The 19,128-nt window shown below is 72.0% G+C and carries 15 protein-coding genes; 12 read left to right on the plus strand and 3 right to left on the minus strand.

The annotated features are described in order from the left end of the window. Positions 1–43: 43 nt before the first annotated feature. The 7 genes from ND747_RS09075 (at position 44) to ND747_RS09105 (ending at position 9,400) form a co-directional block, all read left to right on the plus strand. On the plus strand, positions 44–1,075 hold the full coding sequence (locus ND747_RS09075; RefSeq protein ID WP_251733047.1) for a rod shape-determining protein: 1,032 nt from the start codon (positions 44–46) through the stop codon (positions 1,073–1,075). 192 nt (positions 1,076–1,267) lie between these two features. Next, positions 1,268–2,251 carry a rod shape-determining protein MreC gene (gene mreC / locus ND747_RS09080; protein WP_251733048.1) on the plus strand — a complete coding sequence of 328 codons (984 nt, stop codon included), beginning with the start codon at positions 1,268–1,270 and terminating at the stop codon, positions 2,249–2,251. Between the two features lie 6 nt (positions 2,252–2,257). Next, a complete protein-coding gene (gene mreD / locus ND747_RS09085) occupies positions 2,258–2,800 on the plus strand; it encodes a rod shape-determining protein MreD (protein ID WP_251733049.1) in 543 nt (180 codons plus the stop codon). Then, positions 2,797–5,154 (plus strand): penicillin-binding protein 2, encoded by a 2,358-nt coding sequence (mrdA, locus tag ND747_RS09090; protein ID WP_251733050.1) that lies wholly within the window; start codon positions 2,797–2,799, stop codon positions 5,152–5,154. Before mreD ends, mrdA begins: the two co-directional genes overlap by 4 nt. Before the next feature lie 242 nt (positions 5,155–5,396). Then, positions 5,397–6,632: a rod shape-determining protein RodA gene (gene rodA / locus ND747_RS09095; RefSeq protein WP_251733051.1), complete on the plus strand. Its 1,236-nt coding sequence runs from the start codon at positions 5,397–5,399 to the stop codon at positions 6,630–6,632. 55 nt (positions 6,633–6,687) lie between these two features. Beyond that, positions 6,688–8,652 carry a TIGR03960 family B12-binding radical SAM protein gene (locus ND747_RS09100; RefSeq protein WP_251733052.1) on the plus strand — a complete coding sequence of 655 codons (1,965 nt, stop codon included), beginning with the start codon at positions 6,688–6,690 and terminating at the stop codon, positions 8,650–8,652. Continuing rightward, on the plus strand, positions 8,636–9,400 hold the full coding sequence (locus tag ND747_RS09105) for a TIGR03936 family radical SAM-associated protein (RefSeq protein ID WP_251733053.1): 765 nt from the start codon (positions 8,636–8,638) through the stop codon (positions 9,398–9,400). The genes ND747_RS09100 and ND747_RS09105 overlap by 17 nt, the downstream gene beginning before the upstream one ends. Before the next feature lie 107 nt (positions 9,401–9,507). Here the strand turns inward: ND747_RS09105 and ND747_RS29740 are convergent, their stop codons facing one another. Further along, positions 9,508–10,131, minus strand: coding sequence for a hypothetical protein (locus ND747_RS29740; protein WP_251733054.1), 624 nt, complete (start codon positions 10,129–10,131; stop codon positions 9,508–9,510). Here ND747_RS29740 and ND747_RS09115 point away from each other — a divergent pair. After that, positions 10,106–13,840: an Rne/Rng family ribonuclease gene (locus ND747_RS09115; protein WP_308204590.1), complete on the plus strand. Its 3,735-nt coding sequence runs from the start codon at positions 10,106–10,108 to the stop codon at positions 13,838–13,840. The genes ND747_RS29740 and ND747_RS09115 overlap by 26 nt on opposite strands. 113 nt (positions 13,841–13,953) lie before the next feature. On the opposite strand, the gene ND747_RS09120 is transcribed toward ND747_RS09115, so the two are convergent. Next, positions 13,954–14,721 carry an MFS transporter gene (locus ND747_RS09120; RefSeq protein ID WP_251733055.1) on the minus strand — a complete coding sequence of 256 codons (768 nt, stop codon included), beginning with the start codon at positions 14,719–14,721 and terminating at the stop codon, positions 13,954–13,956. Positions 14,722–15,102: 381 nt separating this feature from the next. Between ND747_RS09120 and rplU the strand changes: the two genes are divergently transcribed. The 4 genes from rplU to proB all read left to right on the plus strand — a co-directional run bounded on the left by rplU (position 15,103) and on the right by proB (position 18,718). Beyond that, positions 15,103–15,420: a 50S ribosomal protein L21 gene (gene rplU / locus ND747_RS09125; protein ID WP_163548120.1), complete on the plus strand. Its 318-nt coding sequence runs from the start codon at positions 15,103–15,105 to the stop codon at positions 15,418–15,420. A 5-nt stretch (positions 15,421–15,425) separates the two neighbouring features. After that, on the plus strand, positions 15,426–15,695 hold the full coding sequence (rpmA, locus tag ND747_RS09130) for a 50S ribosomal protein L27 (RefSeq protein WP_251733056.1): 270 nt from the start codon (positions 15,426–15,428) through the stop codon (positions 15,693–15,695). Between the two features lie 186 nt (positions 15,696–15,881). Continuing rightward, on the plus strand, positions 15,882–17,525 hold the full coding sequence (gene obgE / locus ND747_RS09135) for a GTPase ObgE (protein WP_251733059.1): 1,644 nt from the start codon (positions 15,882–15,884) through the stop codon (positions 17,523–17,525). Between the two features lie 71 nt (positions 17,526–17,596). Further along, complete coding sequence (gene proB, locus ND747_RS09140) at positions 17,597–18,718, plus strand: glutamate 5-kinase (RefSeq protein ID WP_251733060.1); 1,122 nt, start codon at positions 17,597–17,599, stop codon at positions 18,716–18,718. A 49-nt stretch (positions 18,719–18,767) separates the two neighbouring features. Here proB and ND747_RS09145 read toward each other — a convergent pair. Continuing rightward, positions 18,768–19,128, minus strand: a 361-nt coding sequence (locus ND747_RS09145) for an SbcC/MukB-like Walker B domain-containing protein (RefSeq protein ID WP_285900228.1), incomplete at its 5' end; no start/stop codon positions are given.

Below are 19,128 nucleotides of genomic sequence, written 5' to 3' on the forward strand. Positions count from 1 at the left end.
AGGCGGCCAGGACCGCATCCCCCCGGGAAGGTCGGTACCGACGATGTCCAGCTCACTGTCGTTTCTCGGTCGTGACATGGCCGTTGATCTCGGTACCGCCAACACCCTGGTGTACGTACGGGGGCGCGGAATCGTCCTGAACGAGCCGAGTGTGGTCGCGATCAACACCACGACGTCGGGCATTCTCGCCGTCGGGACGGACGCGAAGCGGATGATCGGCCGCACCCCGGGCAACGTCGTGGCGGTGCGCCCGCTCAAGGACGGCGTCATCGCCGACTTCGAGACCACCGAGCGGATGCTGCGCTACTTCATCCAGAAGGTGCATCGCCGGCGCCACTTCGCCAAGCCACGCCTGGTCGTCTGCGTGCCGTCGGGCATCACCGGCGTCGAGCAGCGAGCGGTCAAGGACGCGGGTTACGAGGCCGGCGCCCGCCGGGTGTTCATCATCGAGGAGCCGATGGCCGCGGCGATCGGCGCGGGCCTGCCCGTGCACGAGCCGACCGGCAACATGGTGGTCGACATCGGCGGGGGCACCACCGAGGTCGCGGTGATCTCGCTCGGCGGCATCGTCACCAGTCAGTCGATCCGCACCGCCGGCGACGAACTCGACGTCGCGATCATCTCCTACGTGAAGAAGGAGTACTCGCTGATGCTCGGCGAGCGCACCGCGGAGGAGATCAAGATGGCGATCGGGTCGGCGTACAAGGTTCCCGACGAGCCCAGCGCCGAGATCCGCGGGCGCGACCTGGTCACCGGTCTGCCCAAAACGATCGTGGTGTCCGCCGAGGAGATCCGCAAGGCGATCGAGGAGCCGGTCAACGCCGTGATCGACGCGGTGAAGGTGACCCTGGACCGCTGCCCGCCGGAACTGTCCGGCGACATCATGGACCGCGGCATCGTCCTCACCGGTGGCGGGGCGCTGCTGCGCGGCCTGGACGAACGGCTGCGGCACGAGACCGGCATGCCGATCCACATCGCCGAGAACCCGCTGCATTCGGTGGCGATGGGCTCGGGCAAGTGCGTCGAGGAGTTCGAGGCGCTGCAGCAGGTGCTCATCTCCGAGCCACGGCGCTGAGGCGCCCGTTCGGGGGGACCACCTCCGGGCGGGCTCCGGGTAAGTCCGACTGCTGTTCCCGTCCCGGCGGGGAACCACACGGGGGATCCGGGAACATCGCGGCGAGGTCGATCGTCCGATGGGAGCGATGGGCGGTGTCCCGGTGCGCGCCCGGTCGCGGTGCGGGATCTGAGAGCTCGTTCGGAGGCTGCTGTGGGGCGTGACACGAGGCGATCCCGCCTGGTGATCGTTGCTCTGCTCATTGCGGCGTTCACGCTGATCACCCTCGACTACCGGACGGGCCGGTCGGCGACCGGCGCGCGTGGCGTCGTGCACAGCGCCCTCGGCGGCGTCGAGAGCGGGGTGAGTGACGTGGTCCGCCCGATCGGCCGAACCGTCTCGTCGTTGACCCACCCGAACCGTTATCACGACCGGGCCGACCGGCTCGCCCAGGAGAACGCCCGGCTGCGCCGCGACCTCGCCGACAACGATGTGATCACCCGGACCGGCAAGGAGCTGGCCGCGCTGCGGCTGCTCGCGGACAAGGGACAGTACACCGTGGTCCCGGCCAAGGTGATCGCAATCGGTGACGTCACCGGGACGGACTGGACCGTCACCATCAACGCCGGCAAGGACGACGGCGTGGCCGCCGACAAGACGGTCCTCAACGCCGATGGTCTGGTCGGCACGGTCGCCTCGGTCACCGCGCACACCGCCGTCGTGCGGCTGGCCTGTGATCCGAACAGCCGGATCGGCGCCCGCCTCGAGCGCACCCAGCTGCTCGGCGCCGTGGCCGGCGGCCAGGGCCCGTCCACGCTGGTCTTCACCGTGTACGACGCGTCCTTCCGGGTGCAGAAGGGTGACCGGCTCACGACCTTCGGCAGCATGGACTACGTCGCCGGCGTGCCCATCGGCGAGGTCACCAAGGTCACCGACGTCGGCGGGCTGTCCCGTACGGCGGAGGTGAAGCCGTACGTGTCGGTCGGTACGCTCGATGTCGTCGGTGTGGTCGTCGGGCGCCCGCCGGCCGACCCGGGCGACCGCCTGCTGCCCCCGCAGCCCGCCCCGGCACAGCCCTCCGCCCCGGCGGTTGCCCCCATCCCCGCCGACGGCGCCCCCACCGCCCCCACCGCTGCCACCAGCCCCGGTCCTACCCCGGCAGCCGGGGCGACGGTCGATCCGGCCGGGGCTGGCTGAACCGGTATGTGGGAGATTTTCGACTCCGACGAGTCCGTGCGGGTACGCAGTGTGGCTGCCGCGGTCGCGGTGCTGCTGGTCGCGATCGTTGCGCAGGTGTCGGTGGTGGCCCGCCTCGATCTGCCCGGCGGGCGCCTCGATCTGGTCCTGGTACTGCTGGCGTCGATCGCGTTGCTCGAGGGTCCGCTGGTCGGGGCGATCAGCGGCTTTGTCGCCGGCCTGGTCGGCGATCTGGCATCCACGCATGTTCTCGGGCAGTCTGCTCTCGTTATGTGTCTGATCGGCTACGCTGTGGGTCTGGTGATGGATGCGGCGGAACGGTCGGTAGTGGTGCCTCTGGCGGTGGTCGGCGGAGCCAGCGTGCTGGGCACTCTGGGCTATGCGGCCATGACGTCGCTGCTCGGTGAGGCGGCGATGACCGGCGGTGAGGCTCTTGGGCGGGCCGTGGTCGCCGGCCTCTACGCGGTGATCGTCACGCCGTTCGTGTTCCCGTTGCTGCTGCGGGGTGGCCGCCGGCTCGCCGGTGACCGCGGCCGGGGCGGCCGATGAACGACCGGATGCGGATCCGCGTCACGCTGCTGCGCGTCGTGGTGCTCTCGCTGCTGGTCACCCTCGGCGCCCGGCTGTGGGTGCTGCAGATCCTCGACGGCGACCACTACCGGCAGGTCGCGGAGACAAACCGGGTCCGCGAGGTGGTCACCCCGGCCACCCGCGGCATGATCCTCGACGACCACGGCCAGCCCCTCGTGCGCAACCGCACGTCCCTGGTGATCTCGGTGAACCGGTCGGCGACCGACCGGCAGACCGACCACGGCAAGGCCGTTCTGACCCGACTGGCCGGCGTGATCGGCACCCCGGCCGATGATCTGCTCAAACGGATCCGGTTCTGCACCGCGCAGGTCAAGCCGCCCTGTTGGAACGGTTCGCCCTACCAGCCGGTTCCCGTCGCCAAGGACGTCTCCGCGCAGCAGGCCCTCGCGGTGATCGAACATCCCGACCGCTTCCCCGGCGTGTCCGCCGACCTGCAGGCCGTCCGGGAGTACCCGCACGGGGCGCTCGCCGCGCACGAACTCGGTTACCTCGCCCCCGTCACCCAGGATCAGCTCGACAAGCAGGGCGACGAGAAGGGCTACCACCTCAACAGCCTGATCGGCGTCGCCGGCCTGGAAAGCACCTATGACGACGAGCTGCGCGGCGCCGACGGCGTCCAGCGCCTCGAGGTCGACCGGTTCGGCCGGGTTGCCGGCACCGCGTCCACCACCGCGCCGGCCAGCGGCGACCATCTGGTGCTCAACCTCGACCTCGGTGTGCAGCAGGCCGCCGAGCAGGCCCTGCAGGACACGATCAACTCCCTCGGCGGGGGAGCGCGGACCGGGTCGGCGGTCGTGTTGAACGCCCGCACCGGCGGCGTGGTCGCGATGGCGAGCCTGCCGTCCTACGACCCGTCGGTGTTCGTCGGCGGGGTGTCCGATGCGGACTACCGGGCGCTGTCCGATCCGGCCAACGGCATTCCGTTGCTGTCCCGGGTGTACCAGGGCTCGGGCGCGGCCGGCTCGACGTTCAAGCCGGTCTCGACCGCCGTCGCCATGGCGAACCTCGGCGCCGGCGGCGACCAGCGTTTCCCCTGCTCGCAGACGCTGCAGATCGGCGACCAGGTCTTCCACAACTTCGACGGTGAGTCCGCCGGGCCCATCACGCTGCACCAGGCGCTGGTCATCTCCTGCGACGTCATCTTCGACCAGTTCGCCTATGACTCCTGGCTCGGAGACGGTGGCCTGCGCAACGGACGCGGGCCGTACGCGCCACCGAAGGAGTACTTCGTCCGGATGGCCGAGGCCCTGGGGTTCGGTCGCAGCACCGGGATCGACCTGCCGGGGGAGGCGAAGGGCTCGGTCGTCGACCGGGCCGACGCCAAGGCCATCTGGGAGGAGCTCAAGGACTCCTACTGCCGGCGGGCGAAAAACGGCTACCCGGAGGAGAAGGACCCGGCAAAGGCGGAACGTTTCCGCAAGTACGCCGCCGAGGCCTGCGTCGACGGCTACCTCTACAACGCCGGTGCCGCCACCCAGTTCGCCATCGGCCAGGGGCAGTACCTGTCGGTGAGTCCGCTGCAGCTCGCCAACGCCTACGCGGCGATCGCCAACGGCGGCACCCTCTACAGGCCGACCCTGGCCAAGGCCGCGATCTCGCCGGAGGGCAAGGTCGTCCAGACCTTTCAGCCGACCAAGGTCGCTGCCCTACCGGTCAGCCCGCAGATCCTCGCCTACATCCGCGACAGCCTGCGGGGCGTGACCAGCGAGCCCGGTGGCACCGCGACCGGCGTGTTCGCCGACTGGCCGAGCGCGACGATCCCGATCGCCGGCAAGACCGGCACCGCCGAGGTCGAGGGCAAGGGCGACACCTCGTGGTTCGCCTCCTTCGCGCCGGCGAACGACCCGCAGTACGTCGTCGTGGTCTCCATTCCCGACTCGGGTACCGGCGCCGAGTACGCCGCGCCGGTCGCCAAGCGGATCTACCAGGCGATCTACGGCGTCGGCCAGCCGGCCGCGCAGCCCGGCGGTCGGCCCCCGGCGGCGCTACCCAAGATCAATCGGGATGGCACCATCGCTGCTGCCACCACCAGCGCCCCGTTCCAGTCGGCGGGGCCGGGCGGAACGTCCAGCGCCGTGACGGCGCTTCCGACGGCCCGGTCGACGCCCCCGAACTCCGCTGGCGCTCTGGTCCCGGCTCTGGTCACGGCGCCCACCAAGGCCGCTGGGACCGAGACGACGTCGACCTCGCCAGCACCACCGGCGTTGACGTCCAGATCGGCACCGGTATCGACACCGACATCGCTGTCCGTGCCGAGTCGCGCCCCGCCCGCGTCGCCGCCGCCGTCCGCGCCGAGTCGGAGTCCGCCCTAGGGTCCCCGCCGAGCCGGGCTCCGCCCCAGGAGCCCGGCTCGGCGGGGCACCCCGTCCGACGCCAGTCGTCACGATGTGTGACTGAAGTCTGGGTTTGGGTAGATCTTGTTCGATGGTCGGCTGCGGGCGGGGCGACGACGGCGGCGGCGGTCATGGGCTGGGTGGGCTCGCTGCCGGCGACACGTGTGCAGACGGACCTGACGGGTCCACCAGGTACCACAGGGATGAGGGAGGCGGTGGGGATGAACCAGGAGGCGGGGCCGACGGCGCTGCGGTCGTCCCCGGTGGCGGTGCGAGGGCGGATCGGGCAGCTGCGGGATCGGGCGTCCGGGCGGCACTCGCCGGTACGCCGGCTGGACTGGACGTTGCAGCTGTGCGTCATCGCCCTGTCGGGCATCGGCGCCCTGCTGGTGTGGTCGGCCACCCGGCAGCGTCTCGACGAGGCCCACGGCGACCCACAGACCTTCCTCAAGCGGCATCTGCTGAACCTGGTCATCGGCCTGCTGCTCGGCGCGGTCGCCACGGTCGTCGACTACCGGGTGATCCGGGCCTACGCCCCGTTCGTCTACCTGGGGTCGCTCGTCGGTCTGGTCGCGGTGCTGGTGCTCGGGTCGACGATCAACGGCGCCCACTCGTGGATCGTGCTGCCCGCGGGCTTCCAACTGCAGCCGTCGGAGTTCGCCAAGGTGGCCCTCGTCGTCGGCGCGGCGATGATCCTGGGGGAGAAACACGAGGACCGGCACACCGGCATCCAGCACAGCGCCCCCGGGCATGCCGACGTGCTGCTAGTCCTCGGCCTGACCATCGTGCCGATCGGTCTGATCATGCTGCAGCCGGACTTCGGCACCGTGATGGTGCTGGTGTTCACCGTGCTGGGCATGCTGGCGGTCAGTGGTGCCCCGCGGCGCTGGGTGCTCGGGCTCGTCCTGTGCGGGGTGCTCTTCGGCACCGCGATCCTGCAGTTCCACCTGCTGGCGCCCTACCAGGAGGCCCGGCTGACCTCCTTCGTCTCGGAGAACAAGGCGGCCAGCGGTACCGGGTACAACGTCAACCAGGCGATGATCGCCATCGCCAACGGCGGGATCTTCGGTCGCGGTCTGCTGCACGGCCAGCAGACCCAGGGCCAGTTCGTCCCCGAGCAGCAGACCGACTTCGTGTTCAGCGTCGCGGGGGAGGAGCTCGGCTACCTGGGCGCCGCCGGGATCGTCGTGCTGCTCGGGGTGGTGCTGTGGCGGGCGCTGTCGATCGGCTTCGGCTCGCAGGACTCCTTCGGGGCGCTGATCGCCACCGGCGTGGTCTGCTGGTTCACGTTCCAGTCGTTCGTGAACATCGGGATGTGCCTGGGCATCATGCCCGTCACCGGGCTGCCGCTGCCATTCCTGTCCTATGGCGGTTCGTCCATGTTTGCGAACATGACCGCCGTCGGACTGCTGCAGAACGTCCGGCTCCGGTCGCGGTCGGACCCGTACGCCCTGTAGGACCCGAGGCGGTGACCGGTCGGCGCCGGTCGTGGCGTGCCGTAGGCTCGCGTGCATGTCCGGACAGTCGCTGTTCGCTCGCCTGGAGCCGCTGCTCCCGCGGGTGCGCCGGCCCGTGCAGTATGTCGGTGGCGAGGGGAACTCCGTCGTCAAACCGTGGGAGTCCGCCGCCGTCCGCTGGTGCCTGATGTATCCGGACGCCTACGAGGTCGGCCTGCCCAACCAGGGCCTGCAGATCCTCTACGAGATTCTCAACGAGCAGCCCGACGTGCTGGCCGAACGCACCTACTCGGTGTGGCCGGATCTCGAGGAACTCCTGCGCGAGTACGAGCTGCCCCAGTTCACCGTGGACGCCCACCGCGCCGTCGGCGACTTCGACCTGCTCGGCGTGAGCTTCTCCACCGAACTCGGCTACACCAACCTGCTCACCGCGCTCGACCTCGCCGGCATCGGGCTGCACGCGGCCGAGCGCGGCGAGGACGATCCGCTGGTCATCGCGGGCGGGCACGCCGCGTTCAACCCGGAGCCGATCGCCACCTTCGTCGACGCCGTCGTCCTCGGTGACGGCGAGCAGGCGGTGCTCGGGATCACCGACGTCGTGCGTGCCTGGAAGGCGGCCGGGCGCCCCGGTGGACGGGTCGAGCTGCTGGCCCGCCTCGCCCGGCGGCGGCTGGTGTACGTACCGGCGTTCTTCGACGTCACCTATCGTGCGGACGGGCGGATCGAGGCGGTTCGGCCGAACCGGGACGACGTTCCCGCCCGGCCGAGCAAGCACACCCTGTCCGACCTGGACGCGTGGCCCTACCCGAAGGCACCGCTGGTGCCGCTCGCGGAGACCGTGCACGAGCGGATGAGCGTGGAGATCTTCCGCGGCTGCACCCGTGGCTGCCGGTTCTGCCAGGCCGGGATGATCACTCGTCCGGTGCGCGAGCGCAACATCGAGACCGTCGGCGCGATGGTGGACGCCGGGCTGCGGGCGACCGGCTTCAACGAGGTCGGGCTGTTGTCGCTGTCCAGCGCCGACCACACCGAGATCGGCCGGATCGCCACCGGTCTTGCCGATCGGTACGCCGAGAGCAAGGTGTCGCTCAGTCTGCCCTCGACCCGGGTAGACGCGTTCAACGTCACCCTGGCCAACGAGTTCTCCCGCAACGGCCGGCGCAGTGGGCTCACCTTCGCCCCCGAGGGCGGCTCCGAGCGGCTGCGCAGGGTCATCAACAAGATGGTCAGCGCCGAGGATCTGGTCCGCACGGTCAGCACCGCCTACGCGCACGGCTGGCGTCAGGTGAAGCTGTACTTCATGTGCGGCCTGCCCACCGAGACCGACGAGGACGTGCTCGAGATCGCCGACCTCGTCCGCGAGGTCATCCGGGCCGGCCGGGTCGCCAGCGGCCATCGGGACATCCGCGCGACGGTGTCGATCGGCGGCTTCGTGCCCAAGGCGCACACCCCGTTCCAGTGGGCCGGGCAGGCCGCCCACGAGGTGACCGACGCCCGGCTGAAGCTGCTGCGTGACCGGGTGCGGGCCGATCGGGAGATCGCCCGGGCGGTCGGATTCCGCTACCACGACGGGCGCCCCGGCATCATCGAGGGTCTGCTGGCCCGCGGGGACCGCCGGGTCGGCGCGGTGATCGAACGGGTCTGGCGCGAGGGTGGCCGCTTCGACGGCTGGAACGAGCACTTCTCCTTCGGCCGGTGGGCCGCGGCCTGCGCCGCCGAGCTCGAGCCGCTGGACGTCTCGTTGGACTGGTACACCACCCGGGAGCGGGCCGAACGCGAGGTGCTCCCCTGGGACCACCTCGACGCCGGCCTCGACCGGGACTGGCTGTGGGCCGACTGGCAGGAGGCCCTGCGCGGAACCGAACTCGACGACTGCCGCTGGACGCCCTGCTACGACTGCGGGGTGTGCCCGACCATGGGAACCGACACGCAGATCGGCCCGACCGGCCGTACCCTGCTGCCGATCGCGGGCGTCTCCGCCGGCAGCGAGGCGGTGGTGCGCGGTGGCGCGTCGACCTGAGGGTCCGCCGCCGCCGCCCGTCGTGGGCCGGGTCCGGCTGCGGTTCGCCAAGCGCGGGCGACTGAGATTTCTGTCACACCGGGACGTCGCCCGTGCGTTCGAGCGTGGCCTGCGGCGGGCCGAGGTGCCGATGGCCTACTCGGCCGGGTTCAGCCCGCATCCGCGGATCTCCTGGGTGGGCGCGGCGCCGACCGGGGCTGCCAGCGAGGCCGAGTACGTCGAACTGGCGCTCGCCACCGTGGTCGACCCGGCCTGGTTGCGGGCCGCACTGGACGCCGCGCTGCCGCCCGGTCTGGACGTGCTCGACGCCGTCCTGGTCAGCGGGTCGGGCGGCCTGGCCGATCGGATCGACGCCTCCCGCTGGCTGATCAGGCTGCCGACGGTCACCGAACCGGACCTGTCCGCCGCGGTGGCCGAGCTGCTGGGTCGGGACGAGGTGCAGGTGGAGCGGGCGACCAAGGACGGTCGACGGCGCTTCGACGCCCGGGCAGCTGTGGTCTTGGCTGTTTGCCGTGCGGAGAACGACACATGTGCGATACTGGAGTTGGTCGCGCGGCACACGACGCCCGCTGTGCGACCAGACGATGTGCTGACCGCCCTGTACGTGGTAGCCGGTCTGCGCCCGTCGGCTCCTCCCGAGCCCACCCGGCTTTACCAGGGCCGGTTGCTCGACGATGGAACGCTGGCGGATCCGCTGGCGCCGGACCGCAACGACGCTGGCCGGCTGGTGGGTCGCTCCTCAGCGTGATGCAGGGCGTCGCAGGATTTCCCGGCGCTGTTCGCGCCGGACCGAGACAGTGGCTTCTGCGCGGTCGCGACTGCACCTGCAGCGCGCCCGGGAGCCCGAGAGGCTTCTTAACCCGTGCCCGACGATGACCTGACCACCCAGACAGACCCCGAGTCCCCTCGCCCTGCGCCGCGTCGGCGCCGAGCGGCGGGACGTGCCGCCGGTGCGCCCAGCGAGCCACCCGCCGCCACGGAGTCGACCACCCCGTCCGAGGCCGCACCCGTCAGGGACGGGGGGCCGGCGACCCCGCCACCCGCCCCGGCCGGCGAGATCGCGGCCAGCCCCCCCGCCGAGTCGGCTGACGGGGGCGACGCCGCCCCGGCACCAGCCGCCAGGCGACGTACCCGCAGCGCCGGTGCCACGACACCGCGCGCCCGATCCAGCCGTGCCTCCCGGGCGAAGGCGACCGAGGCCGGCTCGGAGCCATCCGGAACATCCGAGCCATCCGGAACATCCGAGCCATCCGGAGCATCCGAGCCATCCGGAGCATCCGAGCCATCCGGAGCATCCGCCGCCCCGGCCGCGCAGACCGTGAGCGCCGAGGCACTGATCCCGCAGACACCGAGCGCGGTGTCCCCGAGTACCGAGCCGGCGAGCCCGGCCACCGAGTCGCCCGCCGTCGAGGCGCCGGCCGCCCCCGCGCGGCGTACCCGGAGCCGTCGTGCGGTGCGCGAGGCGGCACCCGTCACCACCCCGGCCGGCTCCGAGCCCGTCCCCAACGCCGATGCCGTCCCCAACACCGACCTGGCGACCAACACCGTCGCCGTCCCCGACACCGGCCCGGCGACCAACACCGACGTGGGGGCCGACACGTCGGTCGCCGCTTCGCCGACGACGGCGAGGCCGTCCGTCGAGGTGCCGGCCGAGCCGACCGCTGCGGACGTGTCCCTGGCGCCTGCGCCGGAGGTTCCCAAGGCGACCCGTCGCACTCGTGCCCGTCGGGCCACCTCCGGTCCCGTCAGCCCTTCGGTGGAACCCGACGCGGCACCGTTCGTCGCCGGCGCTGAGGGATCCGCCGGTGTGTCCGTCGCGGAAAGCGCCGCCGCTGCCGGTGTCGGCGAACCGGTGGCGGGCGACGGCGCCGCTGCGCAACCCCGTGCCCGTACCCGGCCCCGCAGCACGCGGCGTCGAGCTTCCAGCGAAAGCACCGGCACCACCGAGAACACCGGCACCACCGAGAACACCGCCGCGGCCGCGTCGCCTGCCGCAGAGGTGGCCGACCCGGCGTTGGCCGACTCCGCGCCGACGGGCGACGGTGCCGCACCGGCCGTGGTCGTCCTGGCACCTGAGACCGAAGCCGCGACCGTGCCGGCCGAGCCGGTCGTCGTCGTCGAGGCCGCATCGCCGACTGTTCCCGCGCCGCCGGCCGGGAGCCTCGCTCCAGACGCGTCCGACACCGCTCCCAGACCTCCCACGGCCGAGGTGAACGCCGAGGTCGTCCCCGAGACCGATGCGGACGACCCGGCTGGTGTGGACGACCCGGCTGGTGTGGACACCGCGGCTACGGCGGAAGGTGAATCGACCGGCGGCGAGCCGGCCAGGACACCGGGGACCCGCAGCCGCTCCAGGTCCCGGCGGGTCACCGCTCCGACCTGGACCGATGCCGCCACCGAGCCGGCACCACCGGCACCGGCCCGACCCGTGACGCGCCGTCCCGTCGCGATGGTGACCTTCCAGGCGCCGGTACCGGCGGTCGAGCCCCGCTGGCGCCGCGAGGTCCCACCGGCCACGCCGATTTCCGACGACATGGACGTCCCCCCGGCGGCAGCAGCCTTCGCCGAACCGAGCGACACCGCCGTCGCCAGGCCGGACACCCGCGGGCCCGCCCTCGACGAGGACGACGAGGAGATCACGCCCGGCGAGGCTGAGTCCGGGGAGTTCACCGAGATCGACGACGGCGATTTCGACGACGACGACGAGCAGGGCACGGGCTCCGGCTCGACGCGGCGACGTCGGCGTGGTCGTCGCGGTCGCGGCCGGGCTCGCGGCGACGAGGACGGTTCCGACCTTCCCGGCGATGAGACTGCCACCGTCGGTGCGCCGGGCGACCCGTCGTCCGGCGCGGCCGACGACCCGGCCGTCTCCGTCACCGTGGCCGGGCGTTCGTCCGAGGTGACGGAATGGGACGGCGAGACGGCACAGGCCGCCGAGGCCTCGGACGACGTCGAGGACGCGGCCGACGGAGACGGTGACGAGGTCGACGGAGACGATGATCGCGCCAGCGGTTCGCGGCGTCGGCGGCGTCGGCGGCGGCGCACCGGCGGCGAGGAGGCGACCACTCCCGATGACCCGCCGAACACGGTCGTCCATGTGCGCGAGATCCGCCGCGACGAGGTCCGCCGCGACGAGGACCAGGTCCGCGGGCTCAGCGGCTCGACCCGGCTCGAGGCCAAGCGCCAGCGGCGTCGCGAAGGCCGTGACAACGGACGGCGCCGCCCGCCGATCGTCACCGAGGCCGAGTTCCTCGCCCGCCGCGAGGCCGTCGAACGGCGGATGATCGTCCGTCATGCCGGCGACCGCACCCAGATCGCCGTGCTGGAGGACGGGGTGCTCGTCGAGCACTTCGTCACCCGGGCCAGTTCCGCCTCGTACGCGGGCAACGTGTACCTCGGCCGGGTGCAGAACGTGCTGGCCAGCATGGAAGCGGCGTTCGTCGACATCGGCAAGGGCCGCAACGCCGTGCTCTACGCCGGTGAGGTCAACTACGACGCGTCCGGGCTTGACGGTCGTCCCCGCAAGATCGAGCAGGTGCTCAAGTCGGGGCAGTCGGTGCTTGTCCAGGTGTCCAAGGACCCCATCGGCCACAAGGGCGCCCGGCTCACCAGCCAGATCAGCCTGCCGGGCCGGTACCTCGTGTACGTGCCGGACGGCCAGAACGCCGGCATCAGCCGCAAGCTGCCCGACACCGAGCGGTCTCGACTCAAGAGCATTCTCAAGAAGATCACGCCCGAGGACGGCGGCGTGATCGTGCGCACCGCGGCCGAGGGAGCGAGCGAGGCCGAACTGGCCCGCGACGTGGAACGCCTCGCCGCGCAGTGGGAGGACATCCAGCGCCGCTCGAAGAAGGCGTCCGCGCCGTCGCTGCTCTACGGCGAGCCCGACCTCGTCGTGCGGGTCATCCGCGACATCTTCAACGAGGACTTCACCGAGCTCGTCGTGCAGGGCTCCGGCGAGGCCCGCACCATCGAGGAGTACATCGACACCGTCGCGCCCGATCTTCGCCCGCGGATCCGTCGCTACACCGGCACGGGCGACGTCTTCACCGACTACCGGGTCGACGAGCAGCTCGCCAAGGCCCTCGACCGCAAGGTCTGGCTGCCCTCGGGCGGCTCGCTCGTCATCGACCGCACCGAGGCGATGACGGTGGTCGACGTCAACACCGGGAAGTTCACCGGTAAGGGCGGCAACCTCGAGGAGACGGTCACCAAGAACAACCTCGAAGCCGCCGAGGAGATCGTCCGCCAGCTCCGGCTGCGCGACATCGGCGGGATCATCGTCATCGACTTCATCGACATGGTCCTGGAAAGCAACCGGGAGCTGGTACTACGCCGGCTCACCGAATGCCTCGGTCGCGATCGCACCCGCCACCAGGTCGCCGAAGTCACCAGCCTCGGCCTGGTCCAGATGACCCGTAAGCGGGTCGGCCAGGGCCTGCTCGAGGCCTACAGCGAGCAGTGCGTGCACTGCAACGGCCGTGGCGTGACCATTCATCTCAACGGCGGTGGTAGCGGCGGCCACGACCAGTCGGTCCACGGCCACAACGGCCATGGCCACGGTCCGAACGGTCAGAGTCAGAACGGTCACGCTCCCCAGGGTCAGGGCCAGGGCCACAACGGTCACGGGCAGCCGGCCACGGCCGCCCCGCTGGAATCGGCTGCCCCGGAAGGATCGGCCGCCCCGGCGGCCCCGGGTGGCCAGTCCGAGTCGGCCGCGGCTGGCGGGACCGGCTCGACGTCCGGTGGCAGCAGCCGGCGCTCCCGCTCCGCGGCAACACGGGCGGCGGGCGGTCCGGCGCTGGTCGCGGCCGTCACGCAGGCAGCATCCTCACCCGTCGTTGTGCCGGCGGACGCGGCGCAGGTCGGATCCGTGGACGCCGACCTACCCGACGCCGGGCAGGACGATGGCGTCGTGGCGATCAACGGTAACGGGCACCGTCTCGCGTCGAGCGCGGTGACCGCGCCCGCGGCGGGTGACGTGACCCCACCCGTCTACGCGAACTCCGACGATCCCGACAGCCTCGCCGGCGGGGACGCGGGTGTGGACAAGCCGGCCCGTCGACGGCGCCGGGCGTCCCGACCCGCATCGAAGCCGTCCGCGGAAGAAGCTCCGTCGCCGGCGGTCTCCTCGTCCGCCACGGCCACGGCCACAGCGCCGGAACCAGCGGAGCACCTCGACAGCTGAAGCGTCCGTTGGCGGGCCCACCGTGTCAGTGGGCCCGCCAACGGGCCAGATGCCTGACCGAGAAATGCCGCCTCGTGTCCTGGTCGGGGGCCCCGCCCCCATGGACGAGGGCGTTACGCGGCGGTGGGGCCGGCCGGACGGCTCTGGGACACCGGATGGCCCGGATGGTTCGGCGTGGCCATCCGGCCCGGTGCCGAGGTACGGCCTGGCGGGGTCGGGCGGCTCGCGGGGGTTGTGCGGTTCGGCGAGGTCGGACGGGACGCGGCGGCGGGAGCGGCGCGCACGAACCGGCGGCCCGGATCCTCCCGCAACAGGACATCGAGAGTCGCCCGTGATCGGCTCAGGGCTGCCTCGACGGCCTGGTGGGCACGCCGGGCATCGCCCATCTGCAGCGCGTAGGAGGCGATGGTCAGCGACTGGACGAGATCGTCCTGAGCGGCAAGATCCGGGCGCATCCGCGGCGGCGGCTCCGCCTCGGCCGCTGGCCCCGGGACCGCCGCCGACGCCGGCACTGGTAGCGGCTCGACCACAAGGCCCCAGACAGCCGGATCCTGACGCCGAAGGGCGATCCAGCCCGCCGCGCCGGCGGTGGCCGACAGCCAGCAGGCGCCGGCCCAGGCCGGCACGCTGCCGAGGGCACTCAGTGCCAGCCCGGTGACGGCCAACACAACCAGCGCGCCGGTCGCCGCCGCCGCGGTGCCGGGGGCGACGACATGACGGCGTGCCGCTGCCGCGGCCGGACGGCAGGCGGCGGCGAGTGCCCCCGCGGTTGCGGCGGCGGTGCCCCAGACCAGCAGCTGCCAGACCATCCTCATCACCCCCGACGTGACCAGGCCGGCGTGCACGACCAAGCCGGCGTGCATGACCAGGCCGGTGTGCATGTCCGCGATCCCCGCAGACGGCCCCCCATGTGGACGATCTATGCTTCTCCTCGTGGTCGGAGGTCGCCATGGCCCGTCCGAGTCATCCTCGGCATGACCCGTGGCGGGGCTGGTGGGCCCCCGCTCATCGCCTGCCCGGCTCCCGGCCGTCACCCTTGTGCGGAGGACCTGTAAGGTGGAGGTCGCGTGTCCCACCGGGTCGGGGTCCTCCCCCCGGGGAGCTGAAGCCCGGCCATGGTGCGGTTCGGGCGTTCGTGCGGTCCGGGCGTTCGTGCGGATCCGGCATGCGGTGAGGTACGCACCCAAGCTCCGTAGGGCCTGTGCTGCAGGTGGGCACGGCGTCATGCGGTCACAGCGGAATGACAACAGCAGGGAGATCTGGTGTACGCGGTCGTTGCCAGCGGCGGCAAGCAGCACAGGGTCGCCGTCGGCGATGTCGTCGACGTCGAGCTCCTTTCGGGAAAGCCGGGCGCGGCCGTGAACCTTCCGGCGCTCCTGCTCGTCGACGGTGAGTCGGTCACCCACGCCGCGGACGCACTCGCGTCCGTCGCGGTGACCGCCGAGGTGGTCGGCGTCGTCAAGGGTCCGAAGATTCGGATCCACAAGTTCAAGAACAAGACCGGCTACCACAAGCGTCAGGGGCACCGCCAGAAGCTGACGCGGCTCAAGGTGACCGGCATCGAGACCGGGAAGGCCTGACTCCGATGGCGCATAAGAAAGGCGCGAGCTCCTCGCGCAACGGTCGGGACTCCAACGCCCAGCGGCTCGGTGTGAAGCGGTTCGGCGGCCAGTTCGTCAAGGCCGGCGAGATCATCGTCCGCCAGCGGGGCACCCACTTCCACCCGGGCGAGCTGGTCGGGCGGGGCAAGGACGACACTCTGTTCGCCCTGTCCGCCGGGCACGTGCAGTTCGGGTACCGGCGGGGTCGCCGGGTCGTGGACATCGTCGCCGAAGTGGCGGTCGCCGCGGCCTGACCGGGCTGCCTGGTGGCTCCGGCCGGTGTGGCCGGCTGGGAGCACACCTCGACGTGAGTGCGTGAACCGCGCGTGTCCTCCTGTTGTGGTTTCGAGCCGCTACCGGATGGGCGCGCGCGGTTTGGCATGTACGGGGCTGGGCGCACGTCCGGCCCCGAGCGGGACGAGCAGGGGAGAGGAGGCGGGGTGTCGAACTTCGTCGACCGAGTGACACTGCATGCGGCGGCCGGGGACGGCGGGCACGGGTGTGCGTCCATCCACCGGGAGAAGTTCAAGCCGCTGGGCGGGCCGGACGGTGGCGACGGCGGCAACGGTGGCGACGTCCGCCTCGTGGTCGACCCGAGCGTGACGACGCTGCTCGACTTCCACTTCCACCCGCATCAGCGGGCCACCCGTGGACGTCCCGGCCAGGGATCCAACCGGCACGGCGCGGCCGGCGGGGATCTCGTGCTCTCCGTCCCCGACGGCACGGTGGTGCTCAGCGAGGACGGCGAGCAGCTCGTCGACCTGGTCGGCGCCGGCAGCGCGTACATCCTGGCCCGTGGTGGGCGTGGCGGGCGGGGTAACGCGGCGCTGGCCTCGGCCCGGCGTAAGGCGCCCGGCTTCGCCGAACTCGGGGAACCGGGCGAGCAGCTCGACGCGATCCTCGAGCTCAAGACGGTCGCCGACGTCGCGCTGGTCGGTTTCCCCAGCGCCGGCAAATCGTCGCTGGTGTCGGTGCTCAGCGCCGCCCGGCCGAAGATCGCCGACTATCCGTTCACCACTCTGGTCCCCAATCTCGGTGTCGCCCAGGCTGGTGACCACCCCCCGTACACGGTGGCGGACGTACCCGGGCTCATCCCCGGGGCGAGCGATGGCCGTGGCCTGGGTCTGGAGTTCCTGCGGCACATCGAGCGGTGCTCACTGATCGTGCACGTGCTCGACTGCGCCACGCTCGAGCCCGGCCGTGACCCACTGACCGACCTGGACGTGATCGAGTCCGAACTCGCCGCGTACTCGGCGGACCTGTCGAACCGGCCCCGGCTGGTCGTCCTGAACAAGATCGACGTCCCGGACGCGGCGGACCTTGCCGAGCTGGTGGCCCCGGATCTGCGCGCCCGCGGGCTCGACGTGTTCGCGATCAGCACGGCGACCCGCCAGGGCGTGCACGGGTTGTCCCTGGCGCTGGCCGCCCGGGTGGCCGAGCTTCGCGCGGCCGCGCCGGTCCAGACCGCGACCCGGATCGTGCTGCGTCCCCGGGCGGTGAACGAACCCGACTTCGTGGTGACGACGCAGGGCGAGGACGGTTTCCTCATCACCGGGTCGAAGCCGCAACGGTGGGTGCGCCAGACCGATTTCACCAACGACGAGGCCATCGGCTTCCTCGCCGACCGGCTCGCCCGGCTCGGCGTCGAAAAGGAACTGGCCCGCCTGGGGGCCACTCCCGGCGTCGAGGTCACGATCGGTGAGGTGACATTCGAGTGGGAGCCGACGCTCAGCGGCGGCGGCTACGTCACCGCCGCCGACGGCCAGCAGGCCGCGACCGCGCAGCCTGACCCGGCGGTCGACGACGAGATTCACCTCGGGCCGCGCGGCTCCGACGACCGGCTGCGTTCCTCGGTCCGGCTCACCCGGTCCGAACGGATGGCCCGCGCCGAGCGCGCCCGCACCTACGACCCGGCAGATCCGGCTGCCCCGGCTGCCCCGGCTGACCCGGCTGACCCGGCAGATCCGGCAGATCCGGCAGATCCGGCAGATCCGGTCGACCCGGCCGACCCGAGGCGGGCGGCGGAGCTCGCCCTGTCGGACGTGGCCGGTTCCGCGGAACCGGGCGGTTCGGGGCCGGCGTAGCGCGTCCGGCCAGGAGTTGGTCCCGGTCGACGACCGGGCGGGATGCCCACGGATGGTGGAGGGTGCTGGACGTGCGCGGGTTCGTCACCGGTGCGCAGCGGGTGGTGGTGAAGGTCGGTTCGTCCTCGTTGACCACCGCCGCTGGGGGCCTCGACGTCGGACGTCTTGATGCTCTGGTCAGCGCGCTGGTGCCGCGGGCGGCCGAAGGCGGACATCTGGTGCTGGTCTCCTCCGGCGCGATCGCCGCAGGCCTGGCTCCGCTCGGACTTGCCCGCCGCCCCCGCGACCTCGCCACCCAGCAGGCGGCGGCGAGTGTCGGGCAGAGCTCGCTGGTGCACAGTTACGCCGAGGCGTTCGGACGGGCCGGCGTCCACGTCGGGCAGGTGCTGCTGACCGCCACCGACGTCATCCGCCGTACCCACTACCGCAACGCCCGCACCACCCTCGACCGTCTGCTCGAGCTCGGCGTCGTCCCGATCATCAACGAGAACGACGCGGTGGCCACCCAGGAGATCCGCTTTGGTGACAACGACCGGCTGGCCGCCATCGTCGCCCATCTCGTCTCGGCCGACCTGCTGGTGCTGCTCTCCGACGTGGACGGCCTGTACGACGCCAATCCGCGGCACGGGCCGGCGAACCTGGTCCGCGAGGTGCGCTCCGACGCCGACCTCGCCGGCCTGACCGCCCGCGGCACCGGTACCGCCGGGGTCGGCAGCGGCGGCATGGCCACCAAGATCGAGGCGGCCCGGATGGCGGCGTCCGGCGGGTTGCACGCGATCATCACCTCGGCGGCGAACGCGGCCGCCGCCCTGCGCGGCGACGAGGTCGGCACGGTCTTCCATCCGACCGGACCACGCCGCGCCTCCCGCCTGCTGTGGCTCGCGCACGCCACCGCTCCCGAGGGACGGCTGCGTCTGGACGCCGGCGCGGTCGCGGCCGTGGTGCGCCGCCGGGCGTCCCTGCTGCCCGCCGGCATCCTCGCCGTCGACGGCGACTTCGCCGCCGGTGACCCGGTGGACCTCGTCGACCCCGACGGCCAGCCCGTTGCCCGCGGTCTGGTCGCCTTCGACGCCGCCGAACTACCGCAGATGCTCGGCCGCTCCACCGCCGAACTCGCCGCCGAGCTGGGCCCCACCTACGAGCGCGAGATCATCCACCGCGACGACCTCGTCCTGCTCCTGCCCACCCGCTGAGATGATCCTCACGCGTGCCTGCCGGCCTGTCTCGTGGCAAGGGCCGCGCTCAGGGGGTGGTTTCGACGCGGCTGCCGGTGGTCTCCTTGAGGATGCGGATCTGGTTGGGGATGCGGGTGCGCAGTTCGATGACATGACTGACCAGGCCGACGAGACGACCGCCGGAGCGTAGTTCGTCGAGGACGGCCATCACCTCGTCGAGGCTGTCGGCATCCAGAGTGCCAAATCCTTCGTCGATGAACAGGGCGTCGAGACGGCGACCGCCGACCTCGGCGGTGACCACGTCCGCCAGGCCCAGGGCCAGGGACAACGCCGCCTGGAAGGTCTCGCCGCCGGACAGGGTGCGGGGGTGGCGGCGCCGGCCCGTCCAGGCGTCGTCGACGAGCAGGCCGAGGCCGGCGCGGCGGCGG

Origin of the sequence: Frankia sp. R82, assembly GCF_023716925.1 — a bacterium.
In the GTDB taxonomy this organism is placed as follows: domain Bacteria; phylum Actinomycetota; class Actinomycetes; order Frankiales; family Frankiaceae; genus Frankia.